15 protein-coding genes and 1 tRNA gene are annotated in these 22,056 nt (G+C 71.8%); 7 read left to right on the top strand and 9 right to left on the bottom strand.

The genetic code is table 11. The features are described 5' to 3' along the window. Positions 1-288: 288 nt before the first annotated feature. Entirely contained in the window at positions 289-1,674 is a 1,386-nt protein-coding gene (locus AC067N_RS31970) for an NAD(P)/FAD-dependent oxidoreductase (RefSeq protein WP_478682395.1), read from the top strand. A 298-nt stretch (positions 1,675-1,972) separates the two neighbouring features. Beyond that, a complete protein-coding gene (locus tag AC067N_RS31965) occupies positions 1,973-3,277 on the top strand; it encodes a class I SAM-dependent methyltransferase (protein ID WP_478682394.1) in 1,305 nt (434 codons plus the stop codon). A 65-nt stretch (positions 3,278-3,342) separates the two neighbouring features. On the opposite strand, the gene AC067N_RS31960 is transcribed toward AC067N_RS31965, so the two are convergent. After that, a complete protein-coding gene (locus AC067N_RS31960; protein WP_478682393.1) occupies positions 3,343-5,880 on the bottom strand; it encodes an ABC transporter permease in 2,538 nt (845 codons plus the stop codon). 237 nt (positions 5,881-6,117) lie between these two features. Next, positions 6,118-6,888: an ABC transporter ATP-binding protein gene (locus AC067N_RS31955; RefSeq protein WP_478682392.1), complete on the bottom strand. Its 771-nt coding sequence runs from the start codon at positions 6,886-6,888 to the stop codon at positions 6,118-6,120. Between the two features lie 613 nt (positions 6,889-7,501). Between AC067N_RS31955 and AC067N_RS31950 the strand changes: the two genes are divergently transcribed. Then, positions 7,502-7,584, top strand: a tRNA-Leu gene (locus tag AC067N_RS31950). 400 nt (positions 7,585-7,984) lie between these two features. After that, positions 7,985-9,538: a DHA2 family efflux MFS transporter permease subunit gene (locus tag AC067N_RS31945; RefSeq protein ID WP_478682391.1), complete on the top strand. Its 1,554-nt coding sequence runs from the start codon at positions 7,985-7,987 to the stop codon at positions 9,536-9,538. A gap of 72 nt (positions 9,539-9,610) precedes the next feature. Here the strand turns inward: AC067N_RS31945 and AC067N_RS31940 are convergent, their stop codons facing one another. Further along, positions 9,611-10,525 carry an NADP-dependent oxidoreductase gene (locus tag AC067N_RS31940; protein ID WP_478682390.1) on the bottom strand — a complete coding sequence of 305 codons (915 nt, stop codon included), beginning with the start codon at positions 10,523-10,525 and terminating at the stop codon, positions 9,611-9,613. Positions 10,526-10,813: 288 nt separating this feature from the next. Further along, positions 10,814-11,653 carry an AfsR/SARP family transcriptional regulator gene (locus tag AC067N_RS31935; RefSeq protein ID WP_478682389.1) on the bottom strand — a complete coding sequence of 280 codons (840 nt, stop codon included), beginning with the start codon at positions 11,651-11,653 and terminating at the stop codon, positions 10,814-10,816. Between the two features lie 524 nt (positions 11,654-12,177). Here AC067N_RS31935 and AC067N_RS31930 point away from each other — a divergent pair. Next, on the top strand, positions 12,178-15,201 hold the full coding sequence (locus tag AC067N_RS31930; protein ID WP_478682388.1) for an AfsR/SARP family transcriptional regulator: 3,024 nt from the start codon (positions 12,178-12,180) through the stop codon (positions 15,199-15,201). A 310-nt stretch (positions 15,202-15,511) separates the two neighbouring features. Here the strand turns inward: AC067N_RS31930 and AC067N_RS31925 are convergent, their stop codons facing one another. Further along, positions 15,512-16,093, bottom strand: a complete 582-nt coding sequence (locus AC067N_RS31925) for an NADPH-dependent FMN reductase (protein WP_478682387.1) — start codon at positions 16,091-16,093, stop codon at positions 15,512-15,514. A 415-nt stretch (positions 16,094-16,508) separates the two neighbouring features. Here AC067N_RS31925 and AC067N_RS31920 point away from each other — a divergent pair, with 415 nt between their 5' ends. Further along, positions 16,509-17,390 carry a Bax inhibitor-1/YccA family protein gene (locus AC067N_RS31920; RefSeq protein ID WP_478682386.1) on the top strand — a complete coding sequence of 294 codons (882 nt, stop codon included), beginning with the start codon at positions 16,509-16,511 and terminating at the stop codon, positions 17,388-17,390. Positions 17,391-17,478: 88 nt separating this feature from the next. On the opposite strand, the gene AC067N_RS31915 is transcribed toward AC067N_RS31920, so the two are convergent. Then, positions 17,479-17,709: a DUF4287 domain-containing protein gene (locus tag AC067N_RS31915; RefSeq protein ID WP_009338122.1), complete on the bottom strand. Its 231-nt coding sequence runs from the start codon at positions 17,707-17,709 to the stop codon at positions 17,479-17,481. A 103-nt stretch (positions 17,710-17,812) separates the two neighbouring features. Here AC067N_RS31915 and AC067N_RS31910 point away from each other — a divergent pair, with 103 nt between their 5' ends. Next, on the top strand, positions 17,813-18,124 hold the full coding sequence (locus tag AC067N_RS31910) for a hypothetical protein (protein ID WP_478682385.1): 312 nt from the start codon (positions 17,813-17,815) through the stop codon (positions 18,122-18,124). Positions 18,125-18,187: 63 nt separating this feature from the next. Here the strand turns inward: AC067N_RS31910 and AC067N_RS31905 are convergent, their stop codons facing one another. The 3 genes from AC067N_RS31905 to AC067N_RS31895 form a co-directional block, all read right to left on the bottom strand. Continuing rightward, positions 18,188-18,970, bottom strand: a complete 783-nt coding sequence (locus AC067N_RS31905; RefSeq protein WP_478682449.1) for a hypothetical protein — start codon at positions 18,968-18,970, stop codon at positions 18,188-18,190. Between the two features lie 281 nt (positions 18,971-19,251). Continuing rightward, the gene (locus AC067N_RS31900; RefSeq protein WP_478682384.1) at positions 19,252-20,472 is read right to left on the bottom strand and encodes an acetyl-CoA C-acetyltransferase; all 1,221 of its coding nucleotides are present in this window, start codon (positions 20,470-20,472) and stop codon (positions 19,252-19,254) included. A gap of 342 nt (positions 20,473-20,814) precedes the next feature. Beyond that, on the bottom strand, positions 20,815-21,903 hold the full coding sequence (locus tag AC067N_RS31895) for an SGNH/GDSL hydrolase family protein (RefSeq protein ID WP_478682383.1): 1,089 nt from the start codon (positions 21,901-21,903) through the stop codon (positions 20,815-20,817). Positions 21,904-22,056: the final 153 nt, after the last annotated feature.

The raw sequence follows: 22,056 nt of genomic DNA, 5'->3' as shown, positions 1-22,056 counted from the left end.
GCTGCGCAGAGCCTTCAGGGGCTCCGAGGGGTCGAGAGGGTGCCTCCGGAGGGGGTGCGGAGCCGGCTCGTCCGGGTGAAAACCGGGCGCCGACCGGAGTGTCGGCGAGGGGTCCACAGGGCCGGAAGAGCAGTTCACGCGGCATTGACAACGGCCGGCCGTGTGGCGTGGTTCCCCTGCCGGGCGATGACCTCGATCACGAGGGCCGCGGAGTGTAGCAGAGGGCCTGAGGAAGCTTGTGAAGGGGCGCACGAGCACCCCCCGGATGGCGGGTACATACTCGATGGCATGAGCACCACGGAGCGTCCCAGGATCCTCGTAGTAGGCGGTGGGTACGTAGGCCTGTACGCAGCTCGGCGCATCCTCAAGAAGATGCGCTACGGCGAGGCGACCGTCACGGTCGTCGACCCCCGGTCGTACATGACCTACCAGCCCTTCCTCCCCGAAGCCGCCGCCGGCAGCATCTCCCCGCGGCATGTCGTCGTCCCGCTGCGACGCGTGCTTCCCAAGGCGGAGGTCCTCACCGGTCGGGTCACCACCATCGACCAGGACCGCAAGGTCGCCACCGTCGCGCCGCTCGTCGGCGAGGCGTACGAGCTGCCCTTCGACTACCTGGTGATCGCGCTCGGCGCCGTCTCCCGCACCTTCCCGATCCCCGGCCTCGCCGAGCAGGGCATCGGCATGAAGGGCATCGAGGAGGCCATCGGCCTGCGCAACCACGTGCTGGAGCAGCTCGACAAGGCCGACTCCACGACCGACGAGGACGTCCGCCGCAAGGCGCTGACGTTCGTCTTCGTGGGCGGTGGCTTCGCCGGCGCGGAGACCATCGGCGAGGTCGAGGACATGGCCCGCGACGCCGCGAAGTACTACAAGAGCGTGTCCCGCGAGGACATGCGCTTCGTGCTCGTCGACGCCGCCGACAAGATCCTCCCCGAGGTCGGCCCGAAGCTCGGCGCCTACGGCAAGGAGCACCTGGAAGGCCGCGGTGTCGAGGTCTACCTCAACACCTCCATGGAGTCCTGCGTCGACGGCCACGTCGTGCTGAAGAACGGCCTGGAGGTCGACTCCAACACGATCGTCTGGACCGCCGGCGTCAAGCCGAACCCGGTCCTCTCCCGCTACGGCCTTCCGCTCGGCCCCCGCGGCCATGTCGACACCGCCCCGACCCTCCAGGTCCAGGGCACCGACTACATCTGGGCCGCCGGCGACAACGCCCAGGTGCCCGACGTCGCCGCCCGCAAGGCCGGCGTCGAGAACGCCTGGTGCCCGCCGAACGCGCAGCACGCGCTGCGTCAGGCCAAGGTCCTCGGCGACAACGTGGTCTCCGGTATGCGGGGCTTCCCGCAGAAGGAGTACGCGCACTCCAACAAGGGTGCGGTGGCGGGCCTCGGCCTCCACAAGGGCGTCGCGATGATCGTCATGGGCAAGATGAAGATCAAGCTCAAGGGCCGTCTCGCCTGGTACATGCACCGTGGCTACCACGGTCTGGCCATGCCGACCTGGAACCGCAAGATCCGCGTCTTCGCCGACTGGACCCTCGCGATGTTCCTCAAGCGCGAGGTCGTCTCCCTCGGCGCGATCGAGTCCCCCCGCGAGGAGTTCTACGAGGCCGCCAAGCCGGCGCCGGTCGCCGCGGCTCCGGCCAAGACCGAGGAGAAGGCCAAGGCCTCCTGACCTTCTCCGGTCACCTCTTCGTCCGACCCGAAGGACCTTCCGCCATCCGTGGTGCGGGAGGTCCTTCGGCGTCTCCGGGGGCGCCTTCCAGCTCCGGGCACGGGTGCTTCGGCGGGTGCGGGTGCGTTGCGGTTTCTCGCGCGGGGCGGTGACCGCCGCGGCTCCGCCGCGTGGGCGCGGACCACCCCACCCACCCGCGGCCGAACAACACACCCCGCTGCGGGACTACGGCGAAGCCCCGCCCGTGTTTACCGTGGCGTTGGACATTCCGGGATCTCTTGTCACGGAGGTGGGCGTCATGCAGGACGCCGCGTCGCGGCTGAAGAGCCTGTTCGAGCAGGTACTCGGGGCACCGCTCCCGGTCCGGCTTCGGGCGTGGGACGGTTCGGAGGCCGGGCCCCCTCAGGCCCCAGCGCTGGTGGTACGGAACCGCAGGGCCCTGCGGCGGCTGCTGTGGAAGCCGGGCGAGCTGGGCCTGGCCCGCGCCTGGGTCGCCGGTGACCTGGGCGTCGAGGGGGACCTGTACGCCGTACTGGACCTGATGGCCGGGCATGTGTGGGAGCGGGACGACGACTCCCGGAGCCTGGCCGACGCCCTGCGTGACCCGGAGGCGCGCGCGGCCGTCCGGGGGCTGCTGAAACTGGCCGGGCCCGCCGTCCTGGTGCCACCCGAGCCGCCCCGCGAGGAGGTGCGCCGGACCCGCCACCTCCACACCAGACACAGCGACAGACGGGCCGTCAGCCACCACTACGACGTGGGCAACGACTTCTACGAGATCGTCCTCGGCCCGTCCATGGTGTACTCCTGCGCCTACTGGGCGACCTCCGACGGCTCCACCACCCTCGAAGCCGCCCAGAGCGCCAAGCTCGACCTCGTCTGCCGCAAGCTCGGCCTGACCCCGGGGCAGCGCCTCCTCGACGTCGGCTGCGGCTGGGGCTCCATGGCCGTGCACGCCGCCCGTGAGTACGGCGCCCGCGTCACCGGCATCACCCTCTCCCAGGAACAGGCCGGGTACGCCCGCAAACGCGTCGCGGACGAGGGCCTGACCGAACGGATCGAGATCCGCGTCCAGGACTACCGCGACGTCGCCGACGGGCCCTACGACGCCATCTCCTCCATCGGCATGGCCGAACACGTCGGCGCCGAGAAGTACCTGGAGTACGCGGAGAACCTGTACGCCCTCCTCCGGCCCGGCGGACGGCTCCTCAACCACCAGATCTCGCGGCGGCCGCGGCCCGACGAGAGCGCGTACTCCCTCAACGGGTTCATCGACGCGTACGTCTTCCCGGACGGCGAACTCGCCCCCGTCGGCTCCACCGTCACCCAGCTCGAACGCGCCGGGTTCGAGGTCCGCGACGTGGAGTCCCTGCGCGAGCACTACGGCCTCACGCTGCGCGCATGGGTCGCCAACCTCGAAGCCCGGTGGTCCCGGGCCGTCGCCCTCGCCGGGCCGGGCCGGGCCCGCGTGTGGCGCCTCTACATGGCCGCCTCGGCCCTCGGCTTCGAACGCAACCACCTCGGCGTCAACCAGGTGCTCGCCGTGCGGACACCGGACGGGGGCGCGTCGGGGCTGCCGCTCAGGACCCGTACCTGGGACGCCTGAGAGCCGTCACGCCCGCGGGGCCCGCTCCGGGAGGGAACGGGCCCCGCGGGCTGCCGGAGTGGCCGCTACTCGGACTTGATCGCGGCCAGCATGTTCAGCTTCGCCGCGCGCCGGGCCGGCCACATCGCGGCCAGTACGCCCACCGTGCCGGCCAGCAGCAGGAAGACACCCATCCGGGCCCAGGGCAGCACCAGTTCGTACGTCGGCATCCGGGAGGCGACCAGCTCCCCGGCCGCCCAGCCGAAGAACACACCGAGACCGATGCCGAGGACCCCGCCGAACAGGGAGATGACGAGGGACTCCAGCCGGACCATCCGCTTGATGTTCCGGCGGTCGAGCCCGATCGCGCGGAGCATGCCGATCTCCTGGGAGCGCTCGAAGACCGACATGGCCAGGGTGTTGATGACACCGAGGACGGCGACGATCACGGCCATGGCCAGCAGGCCGTACAGCAGGTTCAGCATCAGTGTGAACATCCGGGCGATGTCGTCGGAGAGGTCCTGGCCGTCCTGGATCTTGATCGCCGGGTTGTCGCCGAGGGCCTTCGCCAGCCGGTCCTTGGTGGCGTCCGTGGCTCCGGCCGAGGTCTTCACCATGACCATCATGTCGGCCGGGCGGGTGTCGGCGGGCAGTCGCTTCTCCAGCGTCCGGTTGTCCAGGAGGATGCCCCGGATCAGCTCGTTGGCCTGGTAGACCCCGGCCACGGTCAGCTTCTGCCGCTCGCCGCCCTCGAACCCGGCCGTGAACGACGTCCCGGCCTTCCAGCCGTTCTGCCGCGCGGTCTCCGTGTCCACGACGACCTCGGTGCCGCCGACCTCGAACGCCCCGTCGTCGACGGCGAACTCGGTCAGCTCGCCGATGGCGCCGCCGTTGACACCGGTGACGTACTCCGTCCGCCCGTCGATGCGGGACTCGGCGTTGCGCAGCGGCGAGACCGCGGTGACCCCCTCGGCGGCGGCGAGCCTCTTCTCCACATCGGGGGAGAGGAAGTTGCCGTTGGCCATCGAGACGACGTAGTCCGCCTTGATCGAGTCGGCGGCCATCCTGCCGATCGCGGTCTGCAGGCTGCTCGCCATCACCGTCATGCCGGTGATCAGGGTGAGACCGATCATCAGGGCCGAGGCGGTGGCGGCGGTGCGGCGCGGGTTGCGCACGGAGTTCTGCCGGGCGAGCTTGCCGGAGACCCCGAAGACACGCAGGACGGGGGCGGCCGCGGCGATCAGCGGGCGGGACAGCAGCGGGGTCAGCACGAAGACGCCGATGATCAGCAGCACCGCGCCGATCCCCATCGGGGCCTGGCCGTCCGAGCCCTCCAGGGTCGTGGCGTACAGGACGGTGGCGACGCCCGCGCCGGAGAACAGGGCGCCGATCGTGTTCCGTACGACGAGGGACCTGGTCGTGGCCTTCGCGTGCACGCTGCTCATCGCCGCCACCGGCGGGATCTTCGCCGCGCGGCGGCCCGGCAGCCAGGCGGCCAGCATGGTGATCAGCACACCGACCAGCAGGGCGGTGGCGACCGTGCCGGGGGAGACCACCAGCGGGCCGTCGGGGACGGTGTCGCCGAGCGTGCCGATCAGCGCCCGCATCCCGGCGCCGATGCCGACACCGACGGCCAGACCGGCGACCGCGGCGACCGCGCCCACCACGAACGCCTCGACCAGCACCGAGCGGGTCACCTGGCGGCGGGAGGCGCCCACCGCCCGCAGCAGGGCCAGTTCCTTGGTGCGCTGGGCGACCAGCATGGTGAAGGTGTTGGCGATGATGAACGTGCCCACGAACAGGGCGATGCCCGCGAAGACCAGCAGACCGTTCTTCAGGCCGCTCATGGACGCGGCGATCTGCGTGGCCTGCTGGGAGGCCAGCTGCTCACCGGTCATGGTGGCGGCGACGTCCTCGGGGACGGCCTTGTCGATGGCCGAGCGGAGCCGGTCCTGGCTGGTGCCGGGGGCGGCGGTCACGGTGATCTCGTCGTACTCGCCCTCGCTGTGGAAGAGCTTCTGGGCGGTCGCCGTGTCGAACAGGGTGAGACTGCCGCCGGCGGCGACATTGCCGTCGTCCGTCGTGAAGATCCCGCTGACGGTGGGGGTCAGGACCGGGCCGTCGACGGACAGCCGGACGGTGTCCCCGACCTTGTAGCCGGCCCGTTCGGCGGTCTTGGAGTCGATGGCGATCTCGTCGGCGCCCCGGGGCGCGCGGCCCTCCTCGATCGGGTACCTGGGGTCGTCCTTCCCCCAGTAGTTCCCGCCCTGCGACTGGAAGCCGCCGCCGATCAGCTTGCCGTCCTTGCCGGCGAGCGCGGTGAAGCCGCTGACGACACCGGTCGCGGACGCGGCGCCGGGTACCTGCTCGACCTTCCTGAGCAGCTCGGGCGTCAGCTTCGGCGGCTCGGCGATCCGGTCGCCCTCGTCCGGGCGGTACGCCTGCTGGACCGCGACGTCCACATGGTCGAAGCCCTTGGCCGAGCTCTTCTGGTAGGCGTCCGAGACGGTGTTCGTGAAGACCAGCGTCCCCGACACGAAGGCGACGCCCAGCATCACGGCGAGCACGGTCATGAGGAGTCTGGCCTTGTGCGCGAGCACATTGCGCAGGGCGGTACGGAACATGAAAGGGGTCCCTGTCCGGGGTCGGGTGGTGAGGTGGACGGGGCGGGCGGCCGCTGCGCCCGCCGGGCGGACTAGTGCCGCAACAGGCAGCGTCCGCCCCGTCGCGACGCCCGGCACGCACTCTCACCGCACCGGGCACAAGCCCGAGTACGGTCCAGTACGAGGGCTTGCGCCCGGCACGCCGAGAGCACGCACCAGACGCCGCTCCTTGACGGGCGAACGTTGCCTGCCGCGGCATTAGCTGGTGCGGCCCTTCGCGTCGAATCGCTTCATACGGTCCAGGACGGAGTCCGCCGTCGGCTCGTACAGCTCGTCCACGATCCGTCCGTCGGCGAGGAAGACGACCCGGTCCGCGTACGCCGCCGCCACCGGGTCGTGCGTCACCATCACCACGGTCTGCCCCAACTCCCTTACGGAGTTGCGGAGAAAACCGAGGACCTCGGCGCCCGAGCGGGAGTCGAGGTTTCCGGTGGGTTCGTCGCCGAAGATGATGTCGGGCCGGGAGGCGAGGGCCCGCGCCACCGCGACGCGCTGCTGCTGGCCGCCGGAGAGCTGGGAGGGCCGGTGGCTCAGCCGGTCGGCGAGACCGATCATCCCGATCACGGTGTCGAGCCACTGCTTGTCCGGCCTGCGGCCCGCGATGTCCATCGGGAGGGTGATGTTCTCCAGCGCGGTCAGCGTCGGCAGCAGGTTGAACGCCTGGAAGATGAAGCCGATCTTGTCCCGGCGGAGCTTGGTGAGCTGCTTGTCCTTCAGGGAGCCCAGCTCGGTCTCGCCGATGCGCACGGAGCCGGCGGAGAAGCCGTCCAGGCCCGCCACACAGTGCATCAGCGTGGACTTGCCGGATCCGGAGGGCCCCATGATCGCGGTGAACTGGCCCTGCTGGAAGTCGACGGTCACCCGGTCCAGGGCGACGACCCGGGTCTCGCCCTGTCCGTAGACCTTCGACAGTTCCGTGGCACGGGCGGCCACGGCGGTGGCCCGGTCGGCGAGGGGAGTGATGGTCACGGGTGGGAACTCCTGTCGGGGCGGCTGCAGTTGGGACGTTCGGCGCTTCGGGGAACGTGCGCGGGCGGATGGAGGCCGGGGCCCGGACGGTTGAGGGCCGTACCGGGTGACGCCGCGACCCCCGGCGGGTGCCGGTGGCGCGCCGGGCCGTGGGCCGGCGGGCGACGCTTCGGTGGACGCCCGCCGTTCCGCGTCGGGCGACGTTTCGAGGGATGTCTCCATCGTCGCGGGGGAGAGCCGTCGTGTAGTCAGCCGCTGTTCCGGTTCCGGAGGCAGACTTCTGACGGACGGAGCGGCGCGCCGTCATACCTGGGTATGACGGCGGCCCCGGAGAGGGGTCCGGGGAACAGCGGTATTCGGACGCTGTGGCCTACACGAGTCAGTCACCACCGCACGGGTGCTCGGGAGCCCACCCGTTCGGGCGGTGAAATTCCGTCATTCCGCATACGCCGGGCCGGACCGTCCGAAAGGCTAGTGGCAAGTGCGGATGGCGTGTTCCACGGGCTGATGCACCCTCAGACATCAATAAAATAAGACAACATCGGTCCGCTGTTCCGCTGTTCGGGGGAAGCCTCCCGATAGGGTCGGAACCTCAGCGCGGAGCCCATGGCCTGCCCGGATGGTGGAATGCAGACACGGCGAGCTTAAACCTCGCTGCCCCTCGCGGGCGTACCGGTTCAAGTCCGGTTCCGGGCACCTTCCCTCACAGGGTGTGTGTGCGTGAGAACCCGTTGTCAACCGCCACGGCAGGTCGACGGGGTGCTGCAAAGGCCGCTGTGGTCCCAGGAATGGTGCGTTCCGGGGACCACAGCCCATGCCGGTCCGGCTCCGAGGGCCACGGTTCGTGTCAGTCCGACGGTGAAGCCGCCGCAGCGCGATCGGCCAGAGTGCCGACCAGGGGCGTCCGGAAGGCCGGGGTAGGCGCGAACTGCCGCTCCCCTCCGGCGTGTTCGACTCCTCCCGCCCGGCGTCGAGGGCTCCTCGAGTGTCCCTGGACCGGCCCTGGATCTCCGGCGGGCATCGTGTGCGCCAACACACCGTCCAGGACACCCGGCCACGGCAGAGCCGGACCCGAGTCCGGCTGGGAGGAGAAGCGTTGAGAGCACGTAGCGGGTCACGGACTCGGGAACGTCTCGACCCCCAGTTGCTGGCCCTGGCCGGCACCCTCCTCATCGGGGCCGTGGCGTCGCTGCTCGACTCCACCATCGTCAGCGTCGCGCTGCACGACATCGGGGCCGGACTGCACGCCTCCGAGACCGCCCTGTCCTGGGTGAACACCTCCTATCTGCTGACACTGGCCCTGGTCACCCCGTTCGTCGGGTGGGTCGCCGACCGGTACGGCGAGAAGCGGACATGGATGTGGGCCCTGGCGGTCTTCCTCGCGGGCTCGGTGCTGTGCGGGTCGGCCTGGAACGTCGAGAGTCTGATCGTCTTCCGGGTGGTGAAGGGTGTCGGAGGCGGCACGGTGCTCCCGTTGGTGCAGGCGATCCTCGCGCAGGCCGCCGGACCGCAACGCTTCGGCCGGGTGATGAGCCTCGTGGGTGTCCCCGGCCAGCTCGCCCCCGTCCTGGGGCCGGTCGTCGGCGGCCTGCTCGTGGACGCGGCGGGCTGGCGCTGGGTCTTCCTGGTCAACGTGCCGGTCCTCCTGGTGGCCCTCACGCTCGCGCGGAGGGTGCTGCCGGACTCGGCCCCCCGCGGGCACGCCGCGGCGGACCGGCTGGGCATGCTGCTCCTGCCACCGGGCATGGTGGCCCTGGTCTACGGCTTCTCCCGGGTGAGGGAGGTCTCCCAGCTGGCGGATCCGGTCACGCTGGGAATCCTGGTGGCCGGCCTGGTGCTGATCGCCGCGTTCTGCGCGCACTCCGCGCGGTCCGCGGACCCCCTCGTCGACGTACGGCTCTTTCGCTCCCGCGTCTTCACCACGTCCTCGATGCTCATCTTCCTGCACGGTGTCGCGGTGTACGGCCCCCTGCTCGTGCTGCCGTTGTTCTTCTCGCGGGTGCTGGGCCACGACAGTTCCACTACCGGCTGGCTGCTGGCCCCTCAAGGGCTCGGCATGCTGCTGGGCATCCTGCTCGCCGGCCGCCTGACGGACCGTCACGACCCGCGCACCCTGGTGCTGGTCAGCACGGTCGTCTCCGTCCTCGGTACCGCCGCCTTCACCCAGCTCGACCGGACGTCGGACGCCACCCTGCCGGCCCTGTCCCTGTGTGTCCGCGGACTGGGACTGGGCGTCATCGGTGTGGCGGTCATCACCGCCGCGTACCGGGACATCCCCGCGGCCCGCATCCCCCGGGGCACCGTGATGATCGCCGTCGGCCAGCGCATCGGCGCGTCCTTCGGAACGGCTGCCGTCGCCCTGCTGCTGTCCGTCGGCCTCTCCTCGGCCCCCGGCGGAACGGCCCGTGCCGACGCCGCGGCCTACGGAACCACGTTCTGGTGGGTGCTCGCGCTGGTGGCGGCGATGTCGGTCCCGGCGCTGCTCATGCCGCGCAAGCCTGCCGCGACCGAGGCCGGGACCGAGGCCGGGACCGAGGACACGGGCCTTACGGCCGACGGCCGAGGGGGGCCGGGCGGGCCGGGCGGGCGGGGCGGCGAGAGCGGACGGGACGGCGGAGGCGAGCCGCGGCCGCGGACCGCCCGTCCCTGACCGGGACCAGGCCGCGGCACGGAACACGGCGGGGGACGGACTCGGGCCGTCCCCCGCCGTGCGGAGCAGAGATCAGTCGACGGTCAGCACGACCTTGCCGCGGCCGTGCCCGCTCTCCACGTCGCGGTGCGCGTCGGCGGCCCTGGCCAGCGGGTAGGTGCTCCTGATGTGGACCGTGATCCTCCGCCGCGCGTACAGCTCGACCAGCTCGGTCAGACGCTCCGCCGAGCGGGATCCGGCGACGTCCGGCAGTCCGAGCTTCGCCGCCTCCTCGGTGGCGACCATCGTCACGACCCGGCCGCGGTCCTTCGTCACCGCCACCGACGCCCGCAGCGCCTCCGGGCCCGCCGCGTCGACGGCCGCGTCCACTCCGCCGGGGGCGACGGCCCGTACCCGCTCCTCGAGTCCGTCCCCGTAGCTGACCGGCACCGCGCCCAGGGCCCGCAGATGGTCGTGGTTGCGTTCACTCGCCGTACCGATGACCGTGCCCGCCCCCCAGGCCAGGGCCAGTTGTACCGCCATGGTGCCGAAACCGCCGGCGGCCGCGTTGACGAGCACGGTGTCACCGGGCCGCACACCGACCGTGGACAGGGCCATGTGGGCCCCCTGCCCGTTCGCCGGGAGCCCGGCCGCCTTCGCCCACGGCATGTCCGCGGGCTTGGCGACGACCTGGCGGGCGGGCACGGTCAGGTACTGGGCATAGGCGCCGAGAACGCTGTAGCCGAGTACCTCGTCACCGGCGGCGAACTCCGTGACGCCTTCGCCCACCTCGTCGACGGTCCCCGCGAACTCGTTGCCCAGCACCATCGGGAACCCGCGCCTGACGAACGGCGGAGTCCAGCCGTTGCGCACCCGCACGTCGAAGGGCAGCACACCCGCCGCCCGTACCCGAACCCGCACCTCACCGGGTCCCACCCGGGGCTCCGGCAGGTGCGTCTCCTCCAGCACCTCGGGCGGGCCGAACGAAGAGAGAGCAGCCGCTCGCATCCTGATGTCCTTTCCGTGGGGGCGCCGGGTACCCGGCGCCGTCTCTGCTCGACCCGCCCCTTGGCGGCGTCGGGAACCGGCCGTGCCTCGGACGTCGGCCCGGCCCGCACGAAGGCACGAACCGCCTCGCGTCCCGCGTCCTCTTCCGACGCGGCGGCGGCGCGGGACTCCCCGGTGACTACGGTCTGCCGGCACGTGACCGTGGTGCCGCCGCCCGGAGGTTGGCCGGGCGTCCGGTACTTCGCGGCGAACACCTCCCGGGCCGTCCGGCTCGCCGCCGTGGAGCGCTCAGGTGAAGACGGGCAGTCGCGTGGGCCCCTGCGCGGGATTCCCGGAACCGGTGTGCGCCGTTCCCCGCGTCCCGCCGTCCGGTCCGTTGCCCAGCAGTTCCAGCCGGAGCCGCTGAAGGTCCGCGGAGGGCTCCAGGCCCAGCTCGTCCCCGAGGACGCGCCGCAGGTTCTGGTACGCCTGAAGGGCCTCCGCACGCCGCCCGGAGGAGCCGAGCGCCAGGATGAGGCGGCCGTGGAACCACTCGTTGAGCGGGTAGTCGTTGACGAGCTTGCGCAACTGCGGAATGGACTCGCGGTGCCGGTTCAGCCCGCCCTCCGCCTCGATCCGGATCTCCAGTGCCCGGATCCGCAGTTCCTCCAGATGCACGACGTGCCCGGTGAGCAGGTCACCGGCCGGGATGTTGGACAGCGCGGGCCCGCGCCACAGCTCCAGGGCCCCGTCCACCCTGCGTACGGCCGACTCGTACCGGTGCGCGCCGAGGTCGGTGTGCGCCTCGGCGACCAGCCGCTCGAAGACCTTGATGTCGACCTCGTCGTCCTCGACCTGGACGGCGTAGCCGGGAGCACGGGTGACCAGCAGCGGCCGTTCGGCGGGGACGAGGTTCTCGGCCACGAACATGCGCCGGGCGTGGTAGACGTACGTCTGCAGCGTCGTGGCGGCGCTCCGCGGCGGGCTCTCGCCCCACAGTTCGCGTATGAGGGAATCGGATGTGACGGTCTCGTTCGCCCGGGTCAGCAGCAGCGCCAGTGTCTGGCACACCTTCGGCGTGCTCGGCAGGTAGGACCCGCCGTCCTGCGCGACGATCTCGAACGGGCCGATGAGGTTGAACCGCACCACGCTTGCTCCTCTTCATACGGGGGCGAAGAACGCCGGTTGCCCGTGCCGGCCTTCCCTCTCCGGACAGTCGGCCGGAGCGGCTGCTGCCGGCCCGTACACCCTCGCCGTCGGCGGTACCGAGCCGTTCCCGCCGCGATTCCGCATCGGTCCCTCACGGCGGGGAGCCGCGCGGCCCGGCGTGCCCGCGGGCCCGGCGTGCCCGCGGGGGACAGCGGGCGCTCCGGGGAGGCGGCGCCGAGGGCGGGCCACCGGTCGACCGGGCCGGCCGTCGCGATGCGCGGGCGCATTCCGTGACATCGCGGTCGCGGGGCATACGAGGCTCGATTGATGGAGGGATCAGGCCTGCATACAATCTGGCAGCTGTCGATCAGACCGGAAAGATCGTCGACGGGGGCCACGCGAAGATGGCACATGGTGCTGCGGAAATTCGGAGCCCGACATTCCGAATCCTTGGCGTTCTCGAGGGCCGGTACGGGGATTCGCCGCTGAAACTGGGCGGGGCTCTGCGTTCGCGCACACTGGTGATGCTGCTCCTGGAGGCGAACCGAGTCGTCCCCGTGCCCCGCCTGGTGGAGGCGGCATGGGACGGGAAGCCTCCGGTCAGCGCCTCGCACCAGATCCGGAAGGCGGTCGCCGAACTGCGGCGGCGCATCCCGGGCGGTGCCGGGATGATCCTGACCGACGGGCCCGGCTACCGGGCGTCGGTGGGCGAGGACCAACTGGACCTCGGCCAGTACCGGTCCCGGTTGCGGAGGGCGCGCGAAGCCGTGGAGGAAGGCCGCCGGGCCCTCGCCGCGGAGGAGCTGAGAGCGGCGATGGAGCTGTGGCGCGGCCCGGTGATGGCGGGCTTCGGCGGTTCGGTCATCGACGCGGCGTCCGCGGTGCTGGAGGAACAGCATCTGGCGGCCGCCGAGCAGTTGTTCAGCCTGCAGCTGTCGGCCGGCGAGGCGTCGTCGGTCGTCGGAGAGCTGCGGGTGCTGGTCGACCGACATCCGCTGCGGGAGCCCCTGCGCGGGCAGTTGATGCTGGCGCTGTACCGCACGGGACGGCAGGCCGAGGCCCTGGAGGAGTACGGGCGCGTCCGGCACCTGCTCGCCGAGGAACTGGGCATCGACCCCAGCGCGGCCCTGACGAAGCTGTACGAGGACATCCTGCGCCAGAGCCCCGCGCTGGCCCTTCCCGAGCCGGTACGGGAACCGGTCGCGCCGCACACCACCGCCCCCGCCACCGCCCCCTCCCCGGCACCGGGCGGGTCCGGCCCGGCCCCACCGCCCGCCCTCCCGGAGCCGTCCGCCGCGCCGACGCACTCCGCCGCGCCGACGCCGCCCCTGCCCGCCGTGCCCTCGCCGAGCACGCTGCCGTACGCCCTGCGGGACTTCTCGGGCCGGGCGGCCGAGCTGGACTGGATCCGCACGACGGCCCTCGACAGGGACGGTGTCTGGGCGCACATCATCGCCGTCGACGGCATGGGCGGCAGCGGCAAGACCGCGCTGGCCGTGCAGGCCGCGCACCGGCTCGCCCCGTACTGGCCGGACAGCCAGCTCTTCGTCGACATGCGCGGATTCACCCCCGGCCAGGAGCCGTTGAGCCCGGCCGCCGCGCTGGACACGCTGCTGGCGTCGACAGGTGTGCCGAGCGATGAGCTGCCCGACGACCCCGTGGCCCGTACCGCGCTGTGGCGTTCGATCACGGCGCAGCGCAGACTCCTGATCGTCCTCGACAACGCCGCCACCGCCGAACAGGTCATGCCCCTGATCCCGGCCTCCCCGGACTGCCTGACCATCGTCACCAGCCGCCCCCGCCTGGTGGATCTGGACGGTGCCCGCTGGCTGTCGCTGGACGTGCTGTCGGACGACGACGCCACCGAGCTGCTGGCCCGGACGCTCGGCGAGGAACGGGTCGAGCGCGAACCGGAGGCATCCGCCCGGCTGATCCGGCTCTGCGGCCGGCTCCCCCTCGCGATCCGGATATCCGCCGCCCGTCTCAGGAACCGCTCGCACTGGACGATCCAGCGGCTCGTGGACCGGCTGCGCGACGAGACCCGGCGCCTGGACGAGCTCAACTCGCCCGGCCGCAGCGTCGCGGTGGTGCTGCGCATGTCGTACCAGGCGATGGACGAGGAGAGGCGCACGGCCTTCCGGCTGCTGGGCCTGCACCCCGGCCGGAACATCGATCCCACGGACGCCGGAGCGCTCCTCGACCGCCGGCCCCACGACGCCGAGGAGATCCTGGAGCACCTGCTCGACGCCCACCTGCTGGAACAGCGCGAGCCGGGCTGGTACCGGATGCACGACCTCGTCCGGAGCTTCGCCCGGGGCCTCCTCGGCACCCGGCAGGCCGGGGAGGAGGAGAACCGGGCGGTGCGGCGGCTCCTGGACCACTATCTGCTGACGGCGGAGAACGCCTGCGACACGCTCTTCCCCAAGCGGCCCCGGTTCCCGGAGTTCCTGCCGCCCGGCCGCCCGCTCCACCCCGGCTTCGCCTCGGCCGACGAGGCGCTGCAGTGGCTGGACCGGCAGCGGGACAGCCTGCTGACCGCGGTGGACCTGGCGGTGGAGAACGGCCACCTGCTGCACGCCGCGTACCTGCCGCGCGCCCTCGGCTTCCATTCCCACATCAGGAACTACCCGCACGACCTCCAGCAGACCAACCGGGCCGCCGTGGCGGCCGCCCGCAGCCTCGGGCAGCCGGTCCTGCTGCGCATCAGCCTGACGAACCTGGCGATGGGGCAGTGGAGGCTCGGCCTGTACGAGGAGTCCGCCGCGCATCTGCGGGAGGCGCTGGACGTCGCCCGCACCGGTGACAGGCTCGGCGAGGCGGTGTGCATGAGCAGGCTGGGCCAGGTCTACAACAGCCTCGGCAGGTTCGGCGAGGCGCTGGAACTGCTCACGGGCTCCGCGCGACTCCAGCGGGAACTCGGCGAGGTGCGGGAGGAGGCGGTGAGCCTCGGGCTGCTCGGCTCGGTCAACGCCCGGCTGGGCAGGTACCGGGAGTCGGCCGACGCGGCGGCGCGCTCGCTCGCGCTCTACCGGGAGATCGGCGAGATCAGCAACTCGATCGTCTCCCTGTCGACGCTGGCCCTGGCCCACCTCGGACTCCGCAGACCCGAGACCGCGCTGGAACGGCTCGACGAGGCCCTGGAGCTCTGCGACCGGCTGGACAAGCCCGCCAACACGGCCCTCATCCTGTCCCACTGCGCCGACGCCTGTGTGATGCTCGGCCGGCCCGAGCGGGCGCTGTCCTACATCGAGCGCGCCACGGCCCTGGCGGCCGCCGAGACGACCGCGCGCCGGGCCACGGTGGAGAACGCCGCGGGACGAGTGCTGCGCGCGCTGGGGAGGTTCCCCGAAGCCAGGGACAGACACCGCAACGCCCATGAACTGGCCTCGGGAATAGCGTTCCGCTACGAGACGGCGCAGGCGATGCACGGACTCGCGAGGGCCGGCGAGGAACTCGGCGACCTCGTCACCGCTGAGGACTGCTGGCGCCGTGCCGACGAGCTCTTCACCGAGATGGGAGTACCGCACGAGGCCCGCCTGCTCGCCTGAGCCGGTCGCTCCCCGCGTGCCGGACGACCGTGACGCCATCCCTCCGCGGAGGACGCCCGAACGCTGAATCGCGGCCAACTCCGGCACGGGGCCGCAGAGACGGGGGCGGGTGAGCAGCTCACGAGGAGCGGGGCGGACACGGCTCGGGGCACGGAAGGCGGACGGCGGACGGCGGGTCTGCGGGCGCCGGCCGGCCCCCAGGCCTCCTCCGGCGCCGGCACCACGCGGTCCAGGGGGTCGTCGGCGGAACAGGAGCTGTTCGCACGAGACGTCCTCGATCCGGCGCAGGCTCCGCGCGTCGGTCGGCCCGCTACGCCGCCGCTTCCCGGGGCGTGGCCGCGCCGATGTGGCCGGTGACCGCGTCGACCAGGCCGTCCAGGGCCTTGACCACGGAGGGCTCGGTGATGACGCCCTCGGGCGTGCGGAGCTCTGTCGCGTTGCCGACCGCCACCTGCTCGCAGTCGATGACCGCGGCACCGCAGTTGCCGAGGATCCGACGCACGTGCGGCTGCACGTTCGCACCACCGGCCCGGCCGGGAGAGGCGCTCACGACGACCGTGGGCAGGCCCTGCAGCGGCGCGCGGCCCGCGTGGCCCGGCCGGGACAGCCAGTCGAGGGCGTTCTTGAGGACGCCCGACGGGTAACCGTTGTAGGCGGGACTGCTGATGATCAGCGCGTCGGCGGACGCGACCTGCGCCCGCGCCGCGAGCAGCTCGGGTGTGCCGCCGGCGCTCTCCAGGTCCTCGTCGAAGAACGGGAAGTGACGCAAGGACAGCTCCGTGACCTCGTACCTCTCGTCCCGCTGCTCGAGAAGCCGCCGGACGGTGGCGATCACGGCCGCGTTCGCCGACTCCCGGCGGATGCTGCCGCAGGCGAGCACGATCTTGGGCATGGCGTGGGGTCCTCTCCGAGGTTCCTTCCGGGCGTACCACCCGGCTCCGGACGTACGACCCGGCTCCGGACGTACGACCCGGCTCCGGACGTTGCGTGGTGAGCATGCCGGGGCTCGTTCCCCATTCCGTCCTGCCCGGTTCCCGCCCCCGCCCCCGCCCCCGCCACCTCCCCGGCTCGAAGCGCGGCGGAGCGGGCCGGGCCGCCGCGGGTCCCGCGTGATTGATCTCCGGATGGTCGCGATGCGGTAGCAGGTCGGTCAGGGGTTGAGGGTGTTGGGGCGGGGAATCAAGGAGACGCGTAGCGTGTTCGATGACACGGCAGGGGAAAGATCCTCCCTGAGCACTAGAGTCAATCCCTTTGCCTACCTATTACTCTTGAGCCAAGGCCACGCAGGGTGGCCATGGAGGAGTGAAATGAGGAGCAGCAACCCGGTCTTCTCGCGACGGGGGTTCAGCCGCGACAACGGCTACGCGGGCTTCAACACCGCGCCGCAGGCCGGGGGAGCAGCTGTCGGCACCCAGGGCAACCCCTACGCCCAGCAGGGCGCCAACCCGTACGCGACGAACCCGTACGCCCAGCAGGACCTGCAGCACGGCGCCCCGCCGCAGGCCCCGGTCACCGCCGGCCGTATGACGATGGACGACGTCGTCATGCGCACGGGCCTGACCCTCGGCACGGTGATCGTCGGCGCCGTCCTCGCCTGGGCCCTTCTGCCGGTCACGCCCACCAGCTACGGCCTGGCCGTCGGTGCCGCGCTGATCGCGTTCGTCCTGGCGATGGTGCAGTCCTTCAAGCGCAAGGCCTCGCCCGCGCTGATCCTGGCGTACGCCGCGTTCGAGGGCGTGTTCCTCGGTGTGATCAGCGAGATGTTCAACGCCCAGTGGGACGGCGCGCCCTTCCAGGCGGTGCTCGGCACCATGGCCGTCTCCGGCGCCACTCTCCTGGTCTACAAGGCCGGCTGGATCCGTGTCACCGCCCGGTACGCCCGTATCGGTCTGACCATCGCGATCGCCTTCCTCCTCGTGATGGCGGTCAACCTGCTGCTGGTCGTCTTCGGTGTCGCCCCCGACGGCGGTCTGCGCAGCATGGGTCCGCTCGGCGCGATCGTCGGCATCCTGGCGATCCTGCTCGGCGCGTTCTTCCTGACGCTCGACTTCAAGCAGATCCAGGACGGCATCGCCTACGGCGCCCCGCGTGAGGAGTCCTGGCTGGCCGCGTTCGGCCTGACCATGACCCTCGTGTGGATCTACATCGAGATGCTCCGCCTGGTCGCCATCTTCAGCGGCGACGACTAGCGGGGGGCGGGCTCCGAGCCCGCCCGCAGCCGGGCGAAGGGCCCCCGAACCTCACGGTTCGGGGGCCCTTCGTGGTGAATCGGCGCCCTCAGCGGAGCTTCCTCGCGGCCCTCCTCAGGTCGTACTCATGGACGATCGCTTTGGCGTGGCCGTACGCGAGGTCGTACTCGTGCCGGAGCCAGCTGACCTTCTCCTCGAAGTTGAAGAGAGCGGGGCCTTCATCGACTTTGCGCAGCCAGTCGGAGACTTCACGACCGGTGCAATGGGGGATGCGGGCGAGCAGATTGCGATGGGTCTCCTCGGAGAAGACTTGGGACATCGGCGCCTCCGGACGAAAGGAAATGTAAGCCGGTCCTTCAGGTCACGTTGCCTGAGTGGCGGCGTGTTGGCAACAGTCCGGCTCGTGCGCGTACGCTCGCGGCGTGCTTGATACGACGCCGTTGACCCGTGCCGTGGACCATTTCGCCGACCGGTTGCGGGCCGCGCCGCAGAGCCGGCTGCAACGGGGCGCCGCGGCGGAGGCACTGGGTCTGGCCAGGGAATTGGCACTGCGTGCCCAGCGTCTGGAGGCGCCGGACGAGGAGCCCCGGCAGATGCCGGACGCGGGAATGTTCGCCGCGGCGGATCAGGTGATGGTGGCCGGGAACGATCTCGCACTCGTCCTGACCGACGAGGCCGGGCTCGCGGAGGCGGTGACGCTGGTGGAGGAGGCCCAGAAGAGGGCGGGTGTGTGATCCCGCCGCTTACCTCGCCGGCCGCCAGGGTCCTGCCGGCCGCCCGGGTCCTTCGACGGCGGCCTACAGGGACGCGATGACCCTGTCCGCCAGGATGTAGACCATGTCGTCGCCGCACTCGAACGTGAGGCTGTAGGCGCCCGAGACGCCCGAGCCGCCCAGGAGGACCGGGGTGTCACCGGCCTGGAGGGCCCTGGCGAGGCGCTCGGCGGTCTCGCGGTGGCCGGGGGTCATGCACAGGGTGGTGCCGTCGGCGAAGACGTAGACGTCGAGGGTGCCGAGGGGGCCCGGGCGGACGTCGGTCAGCTCGGTGCGGGAGGCGGCCAGGTCCTCCAGGCAGGCGACCGTGCGCTCGTGGTCGTTGGTGACCGGGGACTGCACCGGCACGAAGTCGGGGTGCGAGGGGTGGCGGCGGCGGGCCGCGGCCAGCTCCGCCGACTCCCCGGCGAGCTCGTCGCCCTCCAGGCTCGGCTCGGTCACCGGTTCGAGGTGCTCCAGGCCCGCGAAATCGGACTGCCGGGGCAGGAACAGCTCACTGTCGGGCAGACCCAGCAGGGAGGGCGCGTCGGAGGCGTCACGGGCCTCCTGGGCGGCCCAGAAAGCCCGCGCCTCGGCCAGCTCACGCTCCCGCTCCTCGGCCAGCGCCTCGGCCACGGCCGCGCGTATCTCCTCCGTGTCGGAGGCCGGACGGGCGGCGGGCACGACGGCCCGCGCACCGGCGACACGGCTCTCGGCCAGCTCGTTCCGCAGAGCGGCGACCTGACGGCGCAGCCCGGCGAGGCTGCGCAGGACGGCGACGCCCACGGCGGCGGTGGCGGCCGTGGTGAGCAGCAAGGCGATCGGCATGGCGCTCACTGACGTACTCCCGGTTCAAAGTCGACCCCCGACTTCCTACATCAGCTTGAAGGGCGGACTAACCAGCTGTCAGTGCGTAACGTCACGAAACGGACGAGATTTTACGTTCGTGTTTCGTGGTGAAATGGCTCTGACCTGCGTAAATCGCTCTCCGGCGGGAGATAGGTCACATCCTGGGGGAGATTGGATCACAAAACGGCCCGGAGCCCCGGGGGTTCCGGGACTCCGGGCCACAGCATCACGTCGGTTCCCGCGCGGCTACGGCGGAGCCGTCAGCTCAGGCGCTCGATGACCATCGCCATGCCCTGGCCGCCGCCGACGCACATCGTCTCCAGGCCGAACTGCTTGTCGTGGAACTGGAGGGAGTTGATCAGCGTGCCGGTGATGCGGGCGCCGGTCATGCCGAAGGGGTGGCCGACGGCGATGGCGCCGCCGTTGACGTTCAGCTTCTCCAGCGGGATGTCCAGGTCGCGGTACGAGGGGATCACCTGGGCGGCGAAGGCCTCGTTGATCTCGACGAGGTCGATGTCGCCGATGGTCAGGCCGGCGCGGGAGAGGGCCTGCTTCGACGCCTCCACCGGGCCGTAGCCCATGATCTCGGGGGACAGGCCGGAGACGCCCGTCGAGACGATCCGGGCGAGCGGGGTGAGGCCGAGCTCGCGGGCCTTGGTGTCCGACATGATCACGAGGGCGGCGGCGCCGTCGTTGAGCGGGCAGCAGTTGCCCGCGGTGACCAGGCCGTCCTCGCGGAAGACCGGCTTCAGGCCCTGTACGGCCTCCAGGGTGACGCCGGCGCGGGGGCCGTCGTCCTTGCTGACCACGGTGCCGTCCGGGAGCGTGACGGGGGTGATCTCGCGCTCCCAGAAGCCCTTCTCGATGGCTTCCTCGGCGAGGTTCTGCGAACGCACGCCGAACTCGTCCATCTCCTGGCGGGTCACACCCCAGGAGCGGGCCAGGTTCTCGGCGGTCTGGCCCATCGAGATGTACGGGTCGGGGAGCACGCCGTCCTCGCGCGGGTCGTGCCACGAGGCGCCGACCGACTTCGACACGGCCTCCGTGCGGGCCTCAGCCTCGGCGAAGAGGGGGTTGTGGGTGTCGGGCATGCCGTCGCTGGTGCCCTTCACGCTGCGGGACACCATCTCGACGCCGGCCGAGATGAAGACGTCGCCCTCGCCCGCCTTGATGGCGTGCAGGGCCATGCGGGAGGTCTGCAGCGAGGAGGAGCAGTAACGGGTGATGGTGCAGCCCGGCAGGTGGTCCATGGCCATCTGCACGGCGACGATCCGGCCCAGGTTGTGGCCCTGCTCGCCGCCGGGGAGGCCGCAGCCGAGCATCAGGTCGTCGATGTCCTTGGGGTCCAGCGCCGGGATCTTGTCCAGGGCCGCCTTGATGATGGTGGCGGTCAGGTCGTCGGGGCGCAGGTCCTTGAGCGAGCCCTTGAAGGCGCGGCCGATGGGGGAGCGGGCGGCTGAGACGATCACGGCTTCGGGCATCACGGCTCCATTGGCGTACATACGGTGCCCCCGGGTAGGGCAGGGCTGTGGGGGAAGTTACCCGTACGTATGGTCGAGGTCACGGGCATCGAGGTGTGACTCCGGCCGCACTTTTCTAAGCGCTTGCTTTTTCGGGTGGGCGGCTTGGGGCTCGGGGCTGCGGGTGGTTCTGGCGGGTGCGGATGGTTGCGTGGTTCCTCGCGCAGTTCCCCGCACCCCTGGAGGGAGGGCCTGCGGCCCCCTTCATCCTGAGAAGCACGGGGCGCGGACACCGTGCGGCGCCGCCGCGTGGCACGACCGGGCCCCACCCACCCGCACCCCCGAGTCGCCGGGCGTCCGGCCCTACGCGGACGGCTCGGCCGCCGACGTCGGGGCCGGGTCCGTCGCCGGCACCCTCCGCCGCCGGCGCCGCTTCAGCAGGGCCCACGGCCCGCGCGGCCCCGTCGGCATCGCCGCGGTCACCTCCGTGCCCGCCTCGGACGCGGCCTCGGCGGCGGCCCGGGCGACCGGCAGGAAGCCCTCGCGGCGGGAGGCGTCGGGGCGCTCCTCCTCCGCGGGCCACAGGTTGAGCGCCGCGCACACGGTGGGGAGTATGGCCATCGCGGCCGTCGCGTAGCCCTCCGCGGAGGGGTGGTAGTTGTCGGGGCCGAACAGCTCGCGGGGGTTCGCCTCGAACTCGGGGCCCAGCATGTCGCCCAGCGACACCGTGCGGCCGCCCTGTTCGACGACGCCGATCGTCTGGGCGGCCGCGAGCTGCCGTGACGCCCGTCTGGCGAGCCAGCGCAGCGGCTGCTGCACGGGCTCGATCGTGCCGAGATCGGGGCAGGTGCCGACGACGACCTCCGCGCCGGCCGTGCGCAGCCGGCGTACGGCGGCCGACAGGTGCCGCACCGAGCGGGTCGGGGGCATGCGGCGGGTCACGTCGTTCGCGCCGATCATGATCACGCAGATGTCGGGGACCCGGGCCGCGTCCTCCAGGACCAGCGCGACCTGGCGGTCCAGGTCGTCCGACTGGGCGCCCGGCAGAGCGACGTTCCGCAGCTCCACGGGATGCTCGGCCACCGCCGCGAGCCCCGAGGCGAGAAGGGCGCCCGGCGTCTGCCGGGCCCGGTGGACGCCCTGGCCCGCGGCGGTGGAGTCGCCGAGCATGACCAGGCGGAGCGGGGGGACGTCGGAGGCTTCGTACCAACCGTGCAGTGAGGCCGGCGGACCGAACGGGCGGCCGTGCCGACTGCCGTAGGAGCGGCCGTAGAGGCCCTCCGCGCTCGGCGGTCGCGGGCTGTTGCCGTTGCCCACGACCCGCTTGGCCATCCGTACCTCGGCCAGCAGCAGACCGGCGGCCGCCGCACCGACCAGTCCGATACCACCGCCGCCGTACGCAGCGCCCGCCGCGATGCGCCGGGCCACCCTCGCTCTGGACATGCTCGACATGCGTCGCCGCCACCTCCTCGTAGCCGTACACCCACTCATTGCCCCGTAGCGGCCCTCGGCCAATCCACGCGGCGAGTGAACAGTGAGGGGATCAGGAGGGGCGGGGCTTAGGCTGGCGGGACATCACGACCATCACTTTTGCGGCTCCGGAGA

It is taken from the genome of Streptomyces sp. NPDC042364 (genome assembly GCF_056437585.1).
The sequence above is the reverse complement of the archived record's forward strand: the minus strand, read 5'-3'. Positions and strand labels throughout refer to the sequence as shown.